The sequence below is a fragment of the Rhizobium sp. S152 genome (assembly GCF_030380735.1).
Classification (GTDB): domain Bacteria; phylum Pseudomonadota; class Alphaproteobacteria; order Rhizobiales; family Rhizobiaceae; genus Rhizobium.
In genome coordinates this window covers 165,127-182,263 of record NZ_JAUDRZ010000008.1, presented here as the reverse complement: position 1 = coordinate 182,263, position 17,137 = coordinate 165,127, and the positions used below count along the sequence as shown (strand labels likewise).

Here is a 17,137-nt window from a genome sequence, read left to right as displayed (position 1 = left end):
TGAGGCATAGATGGACGCGCACGGCGACAACAGGCTGGCATTCGATGTGACGCACCGGCTGGTGCTTTCCATTGCGATACCGATGACGCTTGGCTTCATGACGACACCGTTGCTTGGACTCGTCGATACCGGCGTCGTCGGACACATGGGCCAGCCGGACGCGCTTGCCGGCCTTGCGATCGGCGCCATGCTCTTCGATCTCATTCTCGGCAGCTTCAACTTCCTGCGCGCCTCAACGACAGGGCTGACGGCGCAGGCTTACGGGCGTCACGATCAGCACGCGCAGCAAGGCGTCTTCTGGCGCGCGCTGATTTCGGCGGTCGGCTGCGGGTTGGCGCTGCTCTGTCTGTCGCCGCTGCTCCTGGCAGCGGGTCTCAAGCTCATGGGGCCGGAGAATGCGGTGGCGCAGGCGACCAGCACGTACTTCTCGATCCGCATTCTCGCCGGCCCGGCAGCGCTCGCAAACTATGCCATTCTCGGCTTCGTGCTCGGTCGCGGCCAGGGAACCATCGGCCTGCTGTTGCAGACGATCATCAACGGCATCAACATCGTGCTCGCCATCTTTCTCGGTATCTGGCTGAACTGGGGCGTCGCCGGTGTCGCCTGGGGCACCATGGTCGGCGAGACCGTCGGCGCACTGGTCGGCCTTTTCATCGTTCTGCGCGGCTTCAACCGTGCTGACCGGCCGACACGCACCGAGATTTTCTCAACGCACCGGCTGGCGGAGCTTTTCGCGCTCAACCGCGATATCCTCATCCGCACCTTCGTGCTGCTTGCCGCCTTCACGCTGATGACGCGGATCGGCACCGGCTTCGGCGCGGTGACGCTGGCGGCCAATGCCGTGCTGATGAATTTCTTCCTGCTGTCGGGCTACTATCTCGACGGGCTGGCGAACGCTGCCGAGCAAATTACCGGGCGGGCGATCGGCGCGCGGTACCGGCCGGCCTTCGATCGCGGATTGAAGCTGACGGCGATCTGGTCCTTCGGACTGGCGGGCATCATCTCGCTGTTCTTCCTGATCGCGGGACCTTGCCTCATCTCCGCCCTGACCACTTCGCCAGAAGTGCGGCAGACTGCCGTAACCTACCTCCCTTGGGCGGCAGTCACCGGGTTGACAGGCGCACTCGCCTTTCTGATGGACGGCGTCTTCATCGGCGCGACATGGTCGAGCGACATGCGCAACCGCATGCTGATGTCGTTTGCCGGCTATCTGTTGGCGCTCGCGGTCTTCGTACCGCTTTTCGGCAATCACGGCCTATGGCTGGCGATGAACAGCTTTCTGCTGTTTCGCGGCTTCTTCCTCGCCATGCTGGTGAAGCCGCGCGCCGATCAGACGTTCCGCGCGGCCCAGTAGTCGGTCCTGCTGTCGCGCAGGTCGCGGATGGATGCGACCTTCTCGCGGTCGAGCAGTTTCGACAGGCCACGGACAATCTCGCCGGCAAGGCCGGGGCCTTCGTAGACCATGCAGGAATAGAGCTGCACGAGATCGGCGCCGGCCCTGATCTTTTCAAGCGCCGTTTCAGCCGACGACACGCCGCCGACACCGATGATCGGCAGATCGGGACCGACACGCTTGCGGATCTTGGCGAGCACGGATGTCGACTTCTCGAAGACGGGCTTGCCGGAAAGGCCGCCGGCTTCCTTTGCCTGGCGCTGATCCTTGAGGCCATCGCGCGACAGCGTGGTGTTGGAAACAATCAAGCCGTCCAGCGCATGCGACAGGGCTTCGGCTGCGATATCGTCCATGCCCTCTTCGGTAAGATCGGGCGCAATCTTGAGAAAAACCGGGATCTTCCTGCCCGATTTCGCGGCCTCCTCGTCGCGCGCGGCAAGGACCGCGGATAGCAGCGCCGCGAGGCTTTCGCGCGCCTGGAGATCACGCAGGCCGGGTGTATTGGGCGAGGAGATGTTGGCGGTGAAGTAACGGGCGACGGAATAGAAGCGGCGGATGCCCTGGACGTAGTCGTCGATGCGATCGTCGCTATCCTTGTTGGCGCCGATATTCACGCCGATGATACCGTTGCCCCTGACAGCCGAGAGGCGGGCAAAGGCCGCGTCGTGGCCCTCGTTGTTGAAGCCGAGGCGATTGATCACGCCCTCATCCTCGACCAACCTAAAGATGCGCGGGCGCGGATTTCCGGATTGCGGCTTCGGCGTCACGGTGCCGATCTCCGTAAAGCCGAAGCCGATGTTCAGTAGCGCTTCCGGCACTTCGGCGTTCTTGTCGTAACCGGCGGCCATGCCGATCGGATTGGCGAAATGGAGACCTGACACCGTCTGGCGCAGGCGCGGATCGGGCGCCACGCGGCAGGCCGGCACGAGGCCCGATTTCAGGGCCGCGATCGACATGCCGTGCGCCGTTTCCGGGTCGAAGAGAAAGAGACCCTTGCGGGCGGCATGCTTGAAGAGGTCGATCATGGCTGTAGGTCCGGAAAGATGTGTTGGCCTGCGTCGTCGAGCGGCAGGGGCTTTTCCCAAAGCACCGTCGACAAAGGCAGATCCGCATAGAGATGAGGGAAGAGATCGCCGCCGCGCGACGGCTCGAAAATGAGCTTGTCACCCAGCCGAGCGCCATCGACGGCGACGAGCAACAGTCCCGACTGGCCGGCGAAATGCAGCGCGGCGGTCTGCCTTGCCTGTTCCGCCGTCGAGAAATGGATGAAGCCATCCTTGAGATCGATGGCGGCGCCCCGGAAAACGCCGGCCTTGCGGGCATCCTGCCACAGGGTTTCCGTCACGATCTTGTAAAGCGTCGGTGTCAGGGTCATGATGGCCTCATGATTGGCTGGTCTTTCCCGGGCTTTGCCGCAAAGAGGCGAAGATGTCCACGCCCTCGCGCAAGAAATGCGCTGGCCGGCCCATTTTTTGGAGGAGCCGATGAAACCGATCGCAATCACTCTGGCCGCCGTTTTCCTTCCGCTCGCGGCGCAGGCAGCCGAACCCGATAGTTCCCGCTTCCAGCTCGAGCGCAGCGGCGACCACTTCGTGCGGCTCGACCGGCAGACGGGCGCCATGTCGCTCTGCGAGGAAAAGGACGGATCGCTGGTCTGCCGCATGGCCGCCGACGAGCGCGCCGCCTACGAGGGCGAACTGGACCGGCTGTCGGAGCGCGTGACAGCATTGGAGAACAAGAGCATCGTCAACAAGGCGCTTCCTTCCGATGCCGAAATCGACCGCTCGATCAACATGATGGAGCGCTGGATGCGGAGCTTCATGGGGATAGTCAAGGAATTCCAGGACGAGGAGGGGAGCAACGCCCTTCCGCAGAAGACGTGATTTGCTATAGTCTTATGTAGCAGGGAGGCATGGAACGCGCGCCAGCGCGGATCATGGAGGAATGATCGAGCTCTTGGGAGGGAGTTTTCGATGGATGAGCAGACAATCATCATTGCCGACGATCATCCGCTTTTTCGCGATGCGTTGCGTCAGGCGGTGACGGGCATGGAAGGCCGACAGCGGATCATCGAGGCGGGCGATTTCTCGGCGGCGCGCGCGGCCGCCAGCGATTATCCCGAGGCCGAGCTGATGTTGCTCGATCTCGCCATGCCCGGCGTCAGCGGCTTTTCCGGACTGATGGCGCTGCGCTCGGAATTCTCAGGCCTTCCGATCGTCATCATCTCCGCAAGCGACGATACGACGACCATCCGCCGGGCGCTCGAGCTCGGCGCCTCGGGCTTCATCTCGAAATCGTCAGGCATCGACGACATCAGGCGCGGCATCCAGACGGTGCTTGCCGGTGATATCGCCACGCCGGACAGCTACCGCGACGGACAGGAGCAGGATCCCGACGTGGCGGACCTGATCCACCGGCTGCACACGCTGACGCCGCAGCAGAGCCGGGTGCTCACCATGCTTGCCGAAGGTCTTCTCAACAAACAGATCGCCTATGAACTCGGCGTCTCCGAGGCGACGATCAAGGCGCATGTCTCGGCCATCCTGCTCAAGCTCAACGTCGACAGCCGCACGCAGGCGGTCATCCAGCTCGGCAAGATCAACGTGCCGATGGTGGCTTAAACCAAAATAAAGGATTTTATTCCTTTCCTATCTTTACTCCCGCAAGGCTTGCGGCTAGTATTTTGCCCGATTGAGGTCGCAAACGCGCGCACGGACACAGGCGATATGCTGTCACACGAGCAGATCTGGGGAGCGCTCGACAGGCTTGCCGAACGGCACGCCCTGTCTCCATCAGGCCTTGCCCGGCGTGCCGGTCTCGACCCGACTTCCTTCAATAAGTCTAAACGCCTTTCCGCCGACGGGCGGCTGCGCTGGCCATCCACAGAATCGATCGCCAAGGTGCTCGACGCCACGAGCTCCAGCATGGAGGAGTTCATGGGCTTCATGCGGCCGGCGAGCAGCTTTTCCACGCTTCCGGACGGCGCCTTTCCGCCGCAGGGCAGCTCCATTCCGCTGCTGGGCTTCGCACAGGCAGGCGCCGGCGGATTTTTCGACGATGGTGGTTTTCCGGCCGGACAGGGCTGGGATGTCGTCGAATTTCCGACGGCTCCCTCGCAGAAGGCCGGTGTCTACGCACTCGAGGTGCAGGGCGAAAGCATGATGCCGCTCTACCGCGACGGCGACGTGCTGATCGTCGAGCCCGGCGCGCAGGTGCGCCGCAACGACCGCGTGGTCGTCAAGACGCGCGAGGGCGAGGTCATGGCCAAGGTGCTCCTGCGCCAGAGCCCGCGGTCGATCGAACTGATGTCGCTCAACCCCGAACATCCGAACCGGACGATCGAGCTTTCCGACGTGGATTGGATCGCTCGCATCATCTGGGCCAGCCAGTAGGAAGATATTCCATGCGCCCTGCGGCAATTATTACCGGCCTTGCAGGGATCGGCATCGTTGCCGGGCTGATCGTCGCCGGGGGACAAAGGCTCGGCACGCCCGATGCCGGCGACATGGGCAGCGCTGATATTCTCGATGTCGAAACGACGGTGTCCGTGGCACCGCCGACCACCAACCCTCAATCCAGCATGAATGCCCGGCCGATCGATGCGGCGAGCCAATTCTATCCGGCCGCCGTGGACGGCAAGCCGTTGGAAAGGATTGCGACGCCTGCACCTGTGGAAGCACCAAAGGCTGCGGCGGAAAAGGGCGTCGACCTTCCCCGCCCTGTCGCCGAGAGTGCAGGCGTTCTCTCGATCGGAGGACGGAAGCTTCAACTCGCCGGTATCACGCCGACACCCGACGACAAGGCATGCGCCGGAAACGGCGGCGCGACATGGCCATGCGGGATGCTCGCCAAGACCAACTTCCGGCTTTTCCTGCGGCTAAGAACCATCAACTGCGACCTCGACAGAGGCGAATGGACTGGAACCGCGACGGCGGCATGCAGGATCGGCACGCAGGACATTTCGCAGTGGCTCGTCGAAAACGGCTGGGCCACGGCGGCAGCCGGCTCGGCGCTGGCGGATGCCAGCAAGCAGGCGGAAGCGGCCAGGCGCGGCATTTTCGGCGACGATCCGCGCAGGCTTGCATCCGACGGCGTCACCGAACAGGCACCCGTCGAGGATCTGAGCGATCCCTTGTAATGACCGCCGGCACTTCCTAAACTCTGGGCTCGATACAGAGGGAACATGCACCGATGAACAAGCCGCTTTCCGCCCATGACGCATTGATCTACGTGATGGTGATGGCATCCGCTGTCGACAGCACGATGAACGATCGCGAGATGGAGCGTATCGGCCAGTTGATCGGCTTCCTGCCGGTGTTCCGCGGTTTCGACGACGAGACGCTGATCTCGGTTGCGCGCGATTGCGCAGCACTTCTGTCAGGTCCCGAGGGTCTTGATATCGTTCTTGAAACGGTCAAGGACACGCTGCCGCCGCGCCTCTACGACACCGCCTATGCGCTGGCGGTCGAGGTTGCCTCCGCCGATCTCTCCGTGAAGGCCGAGGAATTGCGCCTGCTCAGCATGTTGCGCGATCGTCTCGGTCTCGACAAGCTGACCTGCGCCGCCATCGAGCGCAGCGCCATCGCCCGCTTCCGCAAGGGTTAGCGTCTGCCCGGGCTAGTAAAGCCCGTAGGGGAAATAGCGCAGGTAGATTTCCTGCAGCCTGCCGCTGCGCGACAAGGCCGCAAGGGCGTGATCGATGGCCGCCGTCAGCACATCGTCCTTCTGGCGCAGCATGATGGTCATGCCCTCGCCGAGGAACTGCTCCGACATATAGGGGCCATCGAACAGCGCGCAGCATTTCTGCGAGGCTTGCGAGGAGACCCAGAAGGACAGTTGCAGGGAATCGGCGAAGGCGGCATCCACCTTGCCGTCCTTCAGCGCCGCCAGCAGCGCATCCTTGCTGTCGAAGGTGACGGGTTTAACCTTGGGGAAATAGGCTGACAGCATGGCCTCGTGCGCGGTTGCCTTGACCACGCCGACGGAATGATCGGCAAGAGCCGCCGCTTTCTCTCCCTTGATATCGACCTTAAGATTGCGGACGAAACGCGCGGGAAGCATCAGATAGGGGCGTGAAAACGCAAAGCGAGCCCGCAGTTCATCCGACACCGCCATGCCGGCAATGACCGCATCGCCCTGTGACGCGGCCAGCGCGGTATTGAGATCTCCAAAGGGAAGCGCCTGGATCTGGCACTTGTCCGCAACCTCGAGCTCGTTGCAGATTTCGCGCGCGAGATCGACGTTGAAGCCGGCGAGCTTGCCGTTCTGATCGGTAAAGTTGAAGGGCGGAAAATCGATCGACGTCAGGAAGCGCAGGCGGACCAGCGTCGACAGATCCGGCTTGGCCAAGCGCTCGCGGGAATCGAACAGCAGCGGCAGTGAAGGTGCCGCCTGTTGTGCCAGCAACGGAAACGGGCAGAAAAACACAACCAAAAGCAGCCAGAAATTGAAAAGCCCCTTAAGATTCAGGGATGCGAGTTTAAATTGCACCATTATTATCCGCCCTGGGGATCAGCATGCCTGCCATTCTAACGACGGGTGTATCAGAGTCATGCGCATCGGGGAATACGCGCCGGGCGGCCTAGAGGTTCGCGAACGGCCCGCAGATCATCGCGTTCCGACTTCCGATGCCGCACCGCTGCCGGCGCCGCCGCAGCCCGATGCGCTTCAAACGGAGGCCATGGTTCTGCTCCGGCTCGGCATCGGCAAGCCGACCATCGCGCGCGCCGCGCAATTCGCCCGCCGGAATGGCACGACCATCGAGCAGGAGCTGCTTCTGAACGGCATGGTCGATGCCGACAGCTATTACGCGGCGCTGGCAAGGGCACTGCGTGTTCCCTTCATGCAGACCATCGATGCTTCCCTGGTCTCGGCGGCAAGGTCGCTCGATACACAATTGATCACGCCGCAGATGGTCCGCCTGCATCATATCAGCAAAAGCGTGCTTGCAATCGTGCCGGAGGCGGCAAAGCTTGCGGCGCTGGCCGAGACGCTGGCGCAGAAGCCGGGTTTGGCCGAGCGAATGGTGGTGACGACGCCATCCGCCATGCGCGCCGCCATATGGGCGGCCGGCGCGGAGCAGCGTCTCGGCGACAGCGTTACCGGATTGTTCGAGAGCGAGCGCCGATTCAGCGCCAGGATCGTCGTGACCGGCAAGCAGGGCTTTGTTGCCGGCATATGCCTTTGCGCTCTCTCCTTCCTCACGGTCACGGCCAGCACGCTTTCCACCTGGCTGCATCTTGCCATATCGCTTTGCTATCTGGGCGCCACGCTGATCCGCGGGATCGCGATGCTTGGTCCGCGGTGCCAGCCGGAGCATCCCGTTCCCTCGGGCAACATGCCTGTCTATACCGTCATGGTGGCTCTCTACCGCGAGACCGAGGTCGCGGCCCAATTGATTGCAGCACTCGGGCGGCTCAACTGGCCGGTATCGCGGCTCGATATCAAGCTCGTCTGCGAGGCCGACGATCATGCGACGATCGCGGCGCTTAAAGCTGCGAGGCCGGGGCCGCAATTCGAGATCGTGGAGGTGCCGGCCGCGATGCCGCGTACCAAGCCCAAGGCCTTGAACTATGCGCTTTCTGGCGCGCGCGGCGAGTTCATCGTCGTCTACGACGCCGAAGACCGACCGCATCCCGAGCAGTTGCGGGCCGCCTATGCGGCGTTCGCGGCGAGCCCGCCGGAGGTGATCTGCCTGCAGGCACCGCTCGTCATCTCCAATGGCGGCAAATCCTGGATCGCCGCCGCCTTCGCGCTCGAATATGCCGCGCTGTTTCGTATGCTCCTGCCGATGCTGGCGCGTTTTGGTCTGCCGCTGCCGCTCGGCGGCACGTCGAACCATCTGCGTGTGGCGGCCTTGCGCGCATGCGGCGGCTGGGATCCCTACAATGTGACCGAGGACGCCGATCTCGGCATGCGGCTTTACCGTCTCGGCTATCGCTGCGGCGTGATCGACAGTCCGACGTTCGAGGACGCACCGGGCACCTTCAAGGTCTGGATGAACCAGCGAACCCGATGGTTCAAGGGATGGCTGCAAACTTGGCTGGTGATGATGCGAGAGCCGGTGCAATTGCTTCGAGAGATGGGGCCGGGCGCATTTCTCACATTCCAGCTGCTGGTCGGCGGGATGCTTCTGTCGTCGTTCGCGCATCCGTGGATATTCATGCTGCTCACGTCCGCCGTGACATACGCCGTTTTCGGATTTCCGGCGGTCGGCAGCGGCGAGGGCGCGCTCTTTCTGCTGGATGCCGCGAACATGCTGGCGAGCTATGGGCTGTTTCTGCTGCTTGGCCGTGTCGTCATGCTGCGCGAGGAGAAGCGGAGAGTCGGGTGGAAGTGGATCTGCGTCCCACTCTACTGGCTGATGATCTCGATGGCCGCCTGGCGGGCGCTGTTCGAGCTGCCCTTCAAGCCGTTCTTCTGGAACAAGACGCCACACAAGCCTGCCGACAGCTCGCCCGAACCACAAGCCGCGTGAGACTTATCGGACAGTCAGCGAAACCCACAGATTTTTGAAGAGCAACGGCGCGGGCGTTAGGCTCGCCTTAAGCAATATCCTCTTCTACTCGCCCTCAGACGACGCGGCTCTCGCCGAACGCATGATGCGCCACATGTCGGGCCTCTCGAGGCATTTGCCGCCCTGTCGCGCGCTGCGTGATGCCATGCCTCATGACCGATCCCGACCGGCCGGATGCCGCCATTGGAACACCCATGCTGAAACATCTTCGAATTCGCACCAAGATCATCTCCGTCGTTGCCCTTCTCGGGCTCATATCCGTGGCGGGCATGCTTGTGCTCATCACCGAATTGCGCCAGGCCGACACGACCTATAGCGCCTTCATCGATCACGAGGCGCTGGCAGCCATGCAGGCCTCGCGCGCCAGCGCATCGGCGACGGCTGCCGTGCTGCAGACAACCGTGATCGCCGGGCTGAAGCCGGATACGCCGGCCTTCAATGCCGCGATCGCCGCGCCGAGCAAGATGCCGCAAGCGCGCGAACGGCTTGAACAGGCCGCATCGCTCGTTCCCAGCCGCAAGCCGGCGATCGACGACATTCTCGCCGGCATCGACGAAATGGAGGCGCTTTCGGCGCGCGTGATCCAGCTCGCGAAGGCGGGAGACAGCGCCGGCGCCCAGCTCTCGGCCAACTTGCTCAACAACAAGCTCGGCACCGTCACCCCGAAGATGATCGCCAACAACGATGCATTGATGGCAATGCTGAATGACGGCGGCGACGCGGTCTCGGAGACGGTCAACGGCTGGATCACCCTCTCCTTCGCGCTGATCGGCATCGCCGTTCTGGGCGCGATCGGCCTCAGCGTCTGGATCGCCCAGGCCGGTATCGCTGGCCCCATGGCGCGCCTGCGCGAGCGCATGACGGGCCTTGCCCATGGAGATACCGCCGGCGCCATCGACGGGCTCGATCGCCGCGACGAGATCGGCGCGATGGCAGGCGCTGTGGCGATCTTCCGCGACAACGCGATCGAGCGCGCGCGTCTCGAGGACGAGGCCGTACAGACCCGGACGATCAGCGAGAGCGAACGGCGCGAGCACGAAGCGCAGCGCGCAACCGAAGCCGCCGACCTTTCCCGCGCCGTCGACGCCCTCGGCGAGGGCCTCCGCCGGCTGGCCGCAGGCGATCTGGCGTTGGAGATCAAGACCGCCTTTACCGGCGATCTCGACAGCCTGCGCCTGGACTTCAACAATTCGATCCACCGGCTGAACGAGACGATGCTGACCGTCGGCGCCAATGCGCGTGCGATCAGTGCCGGCTCGACCGAAATCCGCTCCTCCGCCGACGAGCTTTCCAAGCGCACCGAGCAGCAGGCGGCGTCCGTCGAAGAAACCGCGGCAGCGCTCGAACAGATCACCACGACCGTGAAGGATGCCTCCAGGCGCGCCGAGGAAGCGCGCCAACTGGTTGCCCATATGCGCGATGGCGCTGAGAAATCCGGCCTCGTGGTGCGCAAGACCGTCGGCGCCATGCAGCATATCGAGCAGTCCTCCGCCGAGATCGGCAATATCATCGGTGTGATCGACGACATCGCCTTCCAGACCAATCTGCTTGCGCTGAATGCCGGCGTCGAGGCCGCACGCGCGGGAGAGGCCGGCAAGGGATTTGCCGTCGTTGCCCAAGAAGTGCGCGAGCTTGCGCAGCGCTCGGCGACCGCCGCCCGCGAGATCAAGTCGCTGATCACCACATCCGGCGACCATGTGCGAACCGGCGTCGCGCTCGTCGGCGAAACCGGCAAGGCGCTCGACGCCATCGTCGAGGAGGTCCAGGAGGTCAACCGGCACGTCAACGCCATCGCCGAGGCCGCACGCGAGCAATCGATCGGCTTGCAGGAAATCAACATGGCGGTGAACTCCATGGACCAGGGCACGCAGAAGAACGCCGCCATGGTCGAGGAAAGCACGGCCGCCAGCCACAAGCTGGCGACCGAAGCGTCAGCGCTGAACGGCCTGCTCGACCAGTTCAAGCTGTCCGGCGCGATCGAAAACGTCGCCACGGGCGGCAGCGCCCGGCCGATGAGCATTGCGCCGACCGCTCCCTCCCCGCGCCCGGCGACGAAACCCGTCAGCATTCGCAAGGCGCCGGTGCGCATCGCCACGCCGGGTGTCTCGCGCCCGACGGTGTCGCCGGCGCTGGCACTCAGCCAGAAGCTCGCCAGCGCGTTCGGCAAGGATGTAAAGCCCGCCAACGCCAACAAGGACGAGGACTGGACCGAGTTCTGAGGGCCGTCATATGACAACAAACAGAAACGGGCGGCTCATGGCCGCCCGTTTCTGTTTAAGTCTTGGAATTCACTACGTTGCGTGCAATCGCAAATCCACCAGCCCTGCTGATAAACGGGGCGGTTCGCACTGCAAGACGCAATCCAATCAGGCAAAGCCGAGCGGAATCTCTTCCACCTTGCGGGACCGCCCGTAATCGCGCTCATAGGAAGACCGGTCGTCATCGCGTCTTGCCCGCGCATTCATCGCCTCGGGCGCGCAATAGCCATCCGCATAGGTGCCGGTATCGCCAAAATCCCGGATCTCGCTCTTTGCCGTGAAAATCTTCAAAAGCATGCTGCTATTCCTCCTGATCATGCCGACAACGACGAAGGGGCCGTCTGTGTTCCGTGGTACCGGAGAATAGTTAAAAATTAACTATGTTTATTAGAAGATTGTCAATTATCCGAAGGGAGGTGGGGAGGCTAGCTCCCAACGATTTCAGCGGCAGGGGCTGATAACAGACATTGAGAAAATGGAGCGGGTGAAGGGAATCCATCCTTTTCCGCAATCCCTATAGCGCAGGCAATGTAGGCAATCGCGAAGAGTGATTGGGGCACATTTAGGGGCGCAGTTTGGGGCGCAAAAACACGAAGTGCAAACCACCGTCTTTGTGCTCCCGTTACGACGGATTATCGCGGTTCGTAGCCCGCCTCTCGCATCGCGCGCTCGGCACGGGATAGCGTGTTCGGATCTCCCGCCAAAAGTTTCGAGCGACTTTCAGCGGCTTCACTTCGCGGTCCATACACGTCGTCCATGGCTTGCTGAATGCTAGATTTTGCCTGGCGCTCTTCCGGCAGCCTCGCGAGGAATGCGCTTGCCTGATCCACCGTCATGTCGCTATCCACTGCCGCAGCCATGGCAGCGGATGGCCGTGTCATTGCCTCGGGCAACGCCATAATTCCGGCGATACGCTTTCGCTCTGCGGCCACTTCCTGGGGACGAATGGCATTGATTGGCGCCTGGTTTCTGGTCGCTAAATTCGTTGTGCTTCGAACTGCGGCAGTCATATTGGTATCCTTTCGTTTGGACATGTCTGCCGCGAAAACGGCAATAACGTCGTCGAGCGATCCGATTGTATCGGCCAGCCCGTTCGACACGGCTTCTTCAGCGGTGAACGTCAGAGCTTCGGTGTCCCGAACAGCCTGAGCATCCATCCCCCTATTCCGTGCCACGGTGGACACGAAAATCTCACCAAGCCCATCAATGCGAGCCTGGATGCGTTTCTTGACTTCCGCTGGAAGCGCTTCATAGGCGTTGCCATCGACCTTGTGCTTGCCGAAGTGGATGAAGGTAACTTTCAAGCCTTCTCGACCGACAGCCTGGCTGACATCAAGGTGCATCGTGACCACGCCGATCGAACCGACACCGCCAGTGCGAGTGACGTGAACCTGGCCGGGATCAACCGCGGAAATGATCGAGTAGCAGGCCGAATAGGCATTCTCTGAAGCATACCCACGCATCGGCTTCCGTCCGCGCGCATTGTAGATTTTGTCGACGAGGTCGAAATTTCCGGCGACGTGGCCACCGGGGGAGTCGCAGATGAACGCAATACCCTTAACGTCCGGATCGGCTAGGCCGCGCTCAAGGGCCTTCATGATGTAGACGTAGCCGGTGGCGTAGTTGCCGATGGCATAACCCATGCCGTGGATCAGCACACCCTTCACCGGGATCATCAAGATGCCGTTCTTGACGATGTAAGGGCGGTAGATCGCAAGCCAGCTATGGGCGGACGGCCAGAAGTCATCCTGCATCACCACCACATCTCTCGACCCTTCGATTCTTGCCAGTATCGTTTGAGCGGTGTGGGCGAACGCCTCAAATTGTTGCCTCATCCCCGGATTAACGAGGGCTGGCTCATTATCAAAGCTTGCTAGCAGGACGTTCGGAGTTGTCATGAAGGACCTAAGCGACCTGTAAGATGGCACCCGACAAGGCGACATTCTTGTTATTGAGGATCTTGGAGCGGTATTTCAACTGCGTGCCGGCGGGCCCGGTGAAGTCACCGACAGCTTCGAACAGTCGGATGTTGCCACCAGGAGGGGGAAGAATCTCGGAGATCGTCGGCGTGATCCAGGTCGCGCCACCATCGCGCGAGAAGTCGCCGACGAGGTCGGTGGCGGGGTTGATCGTATCGACAATCTCGGCAACCTGGATGAGCAGGCGTCCCTTCGACGGCGAGGCTGCCGCGGCGAAGTTCTTCGAGACGACCGTCATGTTGTTGCGCTTCACGCCAGTGTCGAAAGCTGCGGCGGGCGGCACGAAGTTCGCCGAATAGCGGGCAACGTTCGAGAAACGAATCTCGTCAATGTTGCCGTTCAGGCTGGCAGCGCCCGCGTAGTTGGCGCCGATATAGCAACCGTTCAATGTGTAATTCCGAGTATCCGCCAGCGTGCCGTCGGCCACCCCGTCAAGATAGATCGTGGTCACGCCGTTCTTGCGCACCCAGGCGATGTGGTGCCATGCGTTAAGGGTGATTGTAGTCGCACAAGTCAGAATGATAGCGCCGTTGTAATAGAGAACGACCTTGCCGGTCGTGCTGACGTAAATGTACGGCGCCGTCTGCGAAGCAGCGGTGTTGAAACCGATCAGAACCGGCGCAACGGTATAGTTGTTGAAATAGAAGCAGCCCTCGAAGGTGTAGTCACCTGTGTTCACCGCGAAGTCGCTGAAATCGGCGATCGCGAGATAGTCCGCTGTGCCATCACAAACGAGCGATGCACTTCCGAACTTCGATCTCGAAGTCGAAAGTTGGGCATCACCGTTAACCGTGACAGGCCGCGCCGGCTTTGCAGCGTCAGTAACGACCTTCGAACCATTGGCGCCGTCGAAATGGAGGAGCATCTTCGTCGACTGATCGATGAGCGTCGGCTTGAAATAGTCGTTTGCCGCATCGTATTCCGCATTGAGAGTCTGCGAGCCGTCGGCGGTCGACGCGTAGGGTGCGGTTGGCGGGGTGAAAGCTGAGCTCCAACGAGCCACGTTCGAAATGCGAAACTCGTCAATGTAACCGTTCAAAACGGATTCCGTGCCGCCCGCCCATCCGATGCTGAGTGAATTGCCAGCCGTCAGCGTAACATTCTCGACATTCGCTACGGACTGCTGCAGCACACCGTCCTTGTACATCGTTAGCACACCGTTCTGTCGGACGATGGCGTAGTGGTACCAGGTGTTCAGCACGAGCGGCGTCGTCTCAGTCACGTCAATGCCGTTGTTCTGAATATAGAAGGCAAGTTTCCCGTTCTGGATCTGAAGCAACATTGAGCCAGTTCCAGCCCACGTCATGTCCATAACCGATGCATACTGCCTGGTATGCGCAACGACCTTGAGGCGGAAATCGATTGTGAAGTCTCCTGCTCCGAAGGCGAAGTCGGATGTCCACCCCATCGACAGACCGTCGCCAGTGCCGTCGAACCAACCGGAAGACCCGCCGAACACCGACTCCGCATTAGACATCTTCGGATCACCGCCGCCGACAACGATCGAGCGATTGTAGAGCGAGCTATCGGTGAAGACCTGGGAGCCGTTGGCGCCATCGAAGTGCATGAGCAGGAGGGTGTTGGCATCGAGTCCGCCCGTCTGCAACTGAAGGCCGGTCGTGTCGTCGTAGGAGTCGGCGATACGACCGGTCATGCCCACAAGGCCACCCTTTAGGTCGGCGACTTCGAGCGCCAGGACGGACACACTGGAATTGAGGTTGTTGATCAGCAACGCGCTTGCGGCCACCGCGGTCTGCGCGGCATTGACGTTGGCGTTGACTGTCGCGAGGACGCCATTGATATAAGTCTGCGTGTAGTAGCGCGCGTCCGACGTGTTCTTCGTATAGAAGTTATCGTCGATGTACGTCTTCTGATAATAGGAAGCCGGATCGAAGCCGCCCGCAGCGTCTGCAGCCTCCTGAGCCGCTTGAGCGCTCGCGGCTGCCGCTTCAGCACTCGACGAGGCACTGCCGGCCTGAGCGACTGCTTCCGCCAAAATCCCATCCGCCGCATCATTGATCTGAGCGTCTTTGTCGGCCAGGAACTTGCGGAGCGATGGCACCTCGTCATTCTCGGGAGTGAGATAGAACTGCGCGCTCGTGCCGTTCACGAAGAGGTTGAATTTGTCTTCGTTCGTCTTGAAGCGTGGAATACCCTGGTCGAGAGGAAGTTCAGCCATCGAAAGCGTCCTTGATTACGAGAGAGGTTGTTAGGTGCCAGGGCGCTGCAGGATGTTGTAGAATTCCTTCCACTCCATCTCACGCTTCATCTGCCGCATACGCTTGCGCCAGTCGGCACCAAGCCTGGCGTTTTCGGTTTCGAGATCGGAGAGACCGTTATTGATGCGAAGGATCGCAGCTTGCGTCTCCTTGAGCTCGTCGATCTGCCCACGGCTCGCACCAACCCAATCGCTGGCGGTGTAAGCTTCCTTGAACTGCTTCTCGTAGAAGGATGGCATCGATCGACGAACCGATGTGATCTCACCCTTGTTCAGCGCCTCTTCGAGCCACAGTGTGTAGACCGTGGTGGCAAACCGATCGGCGACCATTCGCTTGATCGACAGCATCGCCTTGTAAGTCTCATTCATCGCAGCCCGAGCCGACGAGTAGTTCGTCTGCGTGTAGTCGCGAGAAAGCTGCTCGTAAGAGACCCCGAGCGCAGCCGCGATGTGACGGAGAAGCGACTGCTCGAACTCGCTGCCAAGCGGACCACCCTGCCCGGCACCCTGCAACTTGAACTTCGTGCCTGGCGGAAGATGCGGGATCTTCACGCCGTCGATGTGCAGGTTCTTGGCGCCGGCCATGTAAGAGTCGAGCGTCTGATAATGGCCGCCCATGTATCCGGAAAGCGCCTCCTGAATCTTCTCAGGGGTCATGCTTTCACCGCCAAGCTGAGCGAAAATCGCCTCGGTCGGCAGTTCAGATTCAATGGTCGCCGCGTAAGTCGCATTCAACACTGCATTCTGAAGGACCATCTTGCGAAAGTTCTTCGTCATCTTCATCTCAGAGAGCGCGGCCACCATTGCCGACATGCCGCGGCTCTGGTCCGGGCGAAGCTGCTCATAGATATGCAACATCTGTAGGCGGCCCCAAGGCTTGCGGATATCGACCGGCTTCCATTTGTAGGAGTCCGGCGACATCCAGTCGCTCGGGTGGGCCATGCGGACATAATAGACCTGCGGGGCACCATACTGATTACGTCGAACGCCTCCGCGAACTTGAGTGTCGCCGCTGAACTCGGGCGGGGTCGAAAGGCGATCGACGTCGATCATCTGGATCGCGGTCGAGAACATGCGCGGTTGATCGCGAAGCCATTCTGCGGCAGCGAGTACTTCACCTTGGACCGTGTGATGATCGACCGCCATACGGACTAGGCCAGTCAGTGTGTTGATACGGGAAGCGTCCGGCCAATTCTCGAAGGACTCCGCCCACAGGCCGAATTTCTCCTCGACCTCTTCCTGAAACTCGTCTTCCCACTTGTCGTCCTCTTTGCCGAACAGCACAGTGGTCACCGGCTTGGCGTTGAGCATGTAGTAGGAGCCGACGATGTTGTCCTTACGCAGCGTGGCACCGCTAGCGACGTAGGCATCATTACGAACGGTATCGCGCGTGCGGGCATCCGCAATCCGCTTGGCAGGCAAAATATCTGCATCTGCAGACCTGATCATCGGGCTGTAGCTGGCGAGTTCCTTGCTGAAGCGCGAGGCACCATCATAGGCATCACCCGCAATTCCATAGCCAAGCAGCTCTGCTGTTTCCGAATCGTAGATTTGCGTCATGGGATCACTGTGAAATGAAATCCACTTTAGCAACGATTTGTTAACAACACGTATATAGCGAATAGTTTTTAACAATTCAACTTTTTGTTGAATGCCTGACGAGGCTTTTCCTCTGCCGTCCATCGGACGAAGCGTCGGTGAGCTTTTTCTCTTCTCTGTACTAAATTTTACGTTGCGTTTTCCGGACGCACATGCAGCTTCACAGAAAAGTCG

15 protein-coding genes are annotated in these 17,137 nt (G+C 61.1%); 8 read left to right on the top strand and 7 right to left on the bottom strand.

The window, feature by feature from the left end; genetic code table 11:
• The first annotated feature begins 10 nt into the window (after positions 1–10).
• Complete coding sequence (locus QTL95_RS10395; protein ID WP_289719896.1) at positions 11–1,354, top strand: MATE family efflux transporter; 1,344 nt, start codon at positions 11–13, stop codon at positions 1,352–1,354.
• On the opposite strand, the gene QTL95_RS10390 is transcribed toward QTL95_RS10395, so the two are convergent.
• Positions 1,330–2,418, bottom strand: coding sequence for a quinone-dependent dihydroorotate dehydrogenase (locus QTL95_RS10390; protein WP_289719895.1), 1,089 nt, complete (start codon positions 2,416–2,418; stop codon positions 1,330–1,332). The genes QTL95_RS10395 and QTL95_RS10390 overlap by 25 nt on opposite strands.
• Positions 2,415–2,768, bottom strand: coding sequence for a DUF952 domain-containing protein (locus tag QTL95_RS10385; protein WP_289719894.1), 354 nt, complete (start codon positions 2,766–2,768; stop codon positions 2,415–2,417). Before QTL95_RS10385 ends, QTL95_RS10390 begins: the two co-directional genes overlap by 4 nt.
• A 109-nt stretch (positions 2,769–2,877) precedes the next feature.
• Between QTL95_RS10385 and QTL95_RS10380 the strand changes: the two genes are divergently transcribed.
• From QTL95_RS10380 to QTL95_RS10360, 5 genes are all read left to right on the top strand, one after another.
• Complete coding sequence (locus QTL95_RS10380; protein ID WP_289719893.1) at positions 2,878–3,276, top strand: hypothetical protein; 399 nt, start codon at positions 2,878–2,880, stop codon at positions 3,274–3,276.
• A gap of 90 nt (positions 3,277–3,366) precedes the next feature.
• Complete coding sequence (locus tag QTL95_RS10375; protein ID WP_289719892.1) at positions 3,367–4,014, top strand: response regulator; 648 nt, start codon at positions 3,367–3,369, stop codon at positions 4,012–4,014.
• A 105-nt stretch (positions 4,015–4,119) separates the two neighbouring features.
• The gene (locus tag QTL95_RS10370; protein WP_289719891.1) at positions 4,120–4,785 is read left to right on the top strand and encodes a S24 family peptidase; all 666 of its coding nucleotides are present in this window, start codon (positions 4,120–4,122) and stop codon (positions 4,783–4,785) included.
• Between the two features lie 11 nt (positions 4,786–4,796).
• Entirely contained in the window at positions 4,797–5,531 is a 735-nt protein-coding gene (locus tag QTL95_RS10365) for a thermonuclease family protein (protein WP_289719890.1), read from the top strand.
• A 53-nt stretch (positions 5,532–5,584) separates the two neighbouring features.
• The gene (locus tag QTL95_RS10360) at positions 5,585–5,998 is read left to right on the top strand and encodes a tellurite resistance TerB family protein (protein WP_112536009.1); all 414 of its coding nucleotides are present in this window, start codon (positions 5,585–5,587) and stop codon (positions 5,996–5,998) included.
• A gap of 12 nt (positions 5,999–6,010) precedes the next feature.
• On the opposite strand, the gene QTL95_RS10355 is transcribed toward QTL95_RS10360, so the two are convergent.
• A complete protein-coding gene (locus tag QTL95_RS10355; protein ID WP_289719889.1) occupies positions 6,011–6,886 on the bottom strand; it encodes a transporter substrate-binding domain-containing protein in 876 nt (291 codons plus the stop codon).
• A 58-nt stretch (positions 6,887–6,944) separates the two neighbouring features.
• On the opposite strand from QTL95_RS10355, the gene QTL95_RS10350 reads away from it, so the two are divergent.
• Both QTL95_RS10350 and QTL95_RS10345 read left to right on the top strand, forming a co-directional pair.
• Positions 6,945–8,870, top strand: a complete 1,926-nt coding sequence (locus QTL95_RS10350; protein WP_289719888.1) for a glycosyltransferase family 2 protein — start codon at positions 6,945–6,947, stop codon at positions 8,868–8,870.
• A 233-nt stretch (positions 8,871–9,103) separates the two neighbouring features.
• Positions 9,104–11,128: a methyl-accepting chemotaxis protein gene (locus tag QTL95_RS10345; protein ID WP_289719887.1), complete on the top strand. Its 2,025-nt coding sequence runs from the start codon at positions 9,104–9,106 to the stop codon at positions 11,126–11,128.
• Between the two features lie 147 nt (positions 11,129–11,275).
• Here the strand turns inward: QTL95_RS10345 and QTL95_RS10340 are convergent, their stop codons facing one another.
• From QTL95_RS10340 to QTL95_RS10325, 4 genes are all read right to left on the bottom strand, one after another.
• Complete coding sequence (locus tag QTL95_RS10340) at positions 11,276–11,464, bottom strand: hypothetical protein (protein WP_289719886.1); 189 nt, start codon at positions 11,462–11,464, stop codon at positions 11,276–11,278.
• 335 nt (positions 11,465–11,799) lie between these two features.
• Positions 11,800–13,065: a S49 family peptidase gene (locus tag QTL95_RS10335; RefSeq protein WP_289719885.1), complete on the bottom strand. Its 1,266-nt coding sequence runs from the start codon at positions 13,063–13,065 to the stop codon at positions 11,800–11,802.
• Positions 13,066–13,072: 7 nt separating this feature from the next.
• The gene (locus QTL95_RS10330) at positions 13,073–15,325 is read right to left on the bottom strand and encodes a LamG domain-containing protein (RefSeq protein WP_289719884.1); all 2,253 of its coding nucleotides are present in this window, start codon (positions 15,323–15,325) and stop codon (positions 13,073–13,075) included.
• A 30-nt stretch (positions 15,326–15,355) separates the two neighbouring features.
• Positions 15,356–17,047 (bottom strand): phage portal protein, encoded by a 1,692-nt coding sequence (locus tag QTL95_RS10325; protein ID WP_289719883.1) that lies wholly within the window; start codon positions 17,045–17,047, stop codon positions 15,356–15,358.
• Between the last annotated feature and the right edge of the window lie 90 nt (positions 17,048–17,137).

What these genes read in the sequence shown, in the direction of transcription:
- QTL95_RS10395 (WP_289719896.1), top strand. Translation starts at nt 11, where the DNA reads ATGGACGCGCACGGCGACAACAGGCTGGCATTCGATGTGACGCACCGG.
- QTL95_RS10390 (WP_289719895.1), bottom strand. Translation starts at nt 2,418, where the DNA reads ATGATCGACCTCTTCAAGCATGCCGCCCGCAAGGGTCTCTTTCTCTTC.
- QTL95_RS10385 (WP_289719894.1), bottom strand. Translation starts at nt 2,768, where the DNA reads ATGACCCTGACACCGACGCTTTACAAGATCGTGACGGAAACCCTGTGG.
- QTL95_RS10380 (WP_289719893.1), top strand. Translation starts at nt 2,878, where the DNA reads ATGAAACCGATCGCAATCACTCTGGCCGCCGTTTTCCTTCCGCTCGCG.
- QTL95_RS10375 (WP_289719892.1), top strand. Translation starts at nt 3,367, where the DNA reads ATGGATGAGCAGACAATCATCATTGCCGACGATCATCCGCTTTTTCGC.
- QTL95_RS10370 (WP_289719891.1), top strand. Translation starts at nt 4,120, where the DNA reads ATGCTGTCACACGAGCAGATCTGGGGAGCGCTCGACAGGCTTGCCGAA.
- QTL95_RS10365 (WP_289719890.1), top strand. Translation starts at nt 4,797, where the DNA reads ATGCGCCCTGCGGCAATTATTACCGGCCTTGCAGGGATCGGCATCGTT.
- QTL95_RS10360 (WP_112536009.1), top strand. Translation starts at nt 5,585, where the DNA reads ATGAACAAGCCGCTTTCCGCCCATGACGCATTGATCTACGTGATGGTG.
- QTL95_RS10355 (WP_289719889.1), bottom strand. Translation starts at nt 6,886, where the DNA reads ATGGTGCAATTTAAACTCGCATCCCTGAATCTTAAGGGGCTTTTCAAT.
- QTL95_RS10350 (WP_289719888.1), top strand. Translation starts at nt 6,945, where the DNA reads ATGCGCATCGGGGAATACGCGCCGGGCGGCCTAGAGGTTCGCGAACGG.
- QTL95_RS10345 (WP_289719887.1), top strand. Translation starts at nt 9,104, where the DNA reads ATGCTGAAACATCTTCGAATTCGCACCAAGATCATCTCCGTCGTTGCC.
- QTL95_RS10340 (WP_289719886.1), bottom strand. Translation starts at nt 11,464, where the DNA reads ATGCTTTTGAAGATTTTCACGGCAAAGAGCGAGATCCGGGATTTTGGC.
- QTL95_RS10335 (WP_289719885.1), bottom strand. Translation starts at nt 13,065, where the DNA reads ATGACAACTCCGAACGTCCTGCTAGCAAGCTTTGATAATGAGCCAGCC.
- QTL95_RS10330 (WP_289719884.1), bottom strand. Translation starts at nt 15,325, where the DNA reads ATGGCTGAACTTCCTCTCGACCAGGGTATTCCACGCTTCAAGACGAAC.
- QTL95_RS10325 (WP_289719883.1), bottom strand. Translation starts at nt 17,047, where the DNA reads ATGGACGGCAGAGGAAAAGCCTCGTCAGGCATTCAACAAAAAGTTGAA.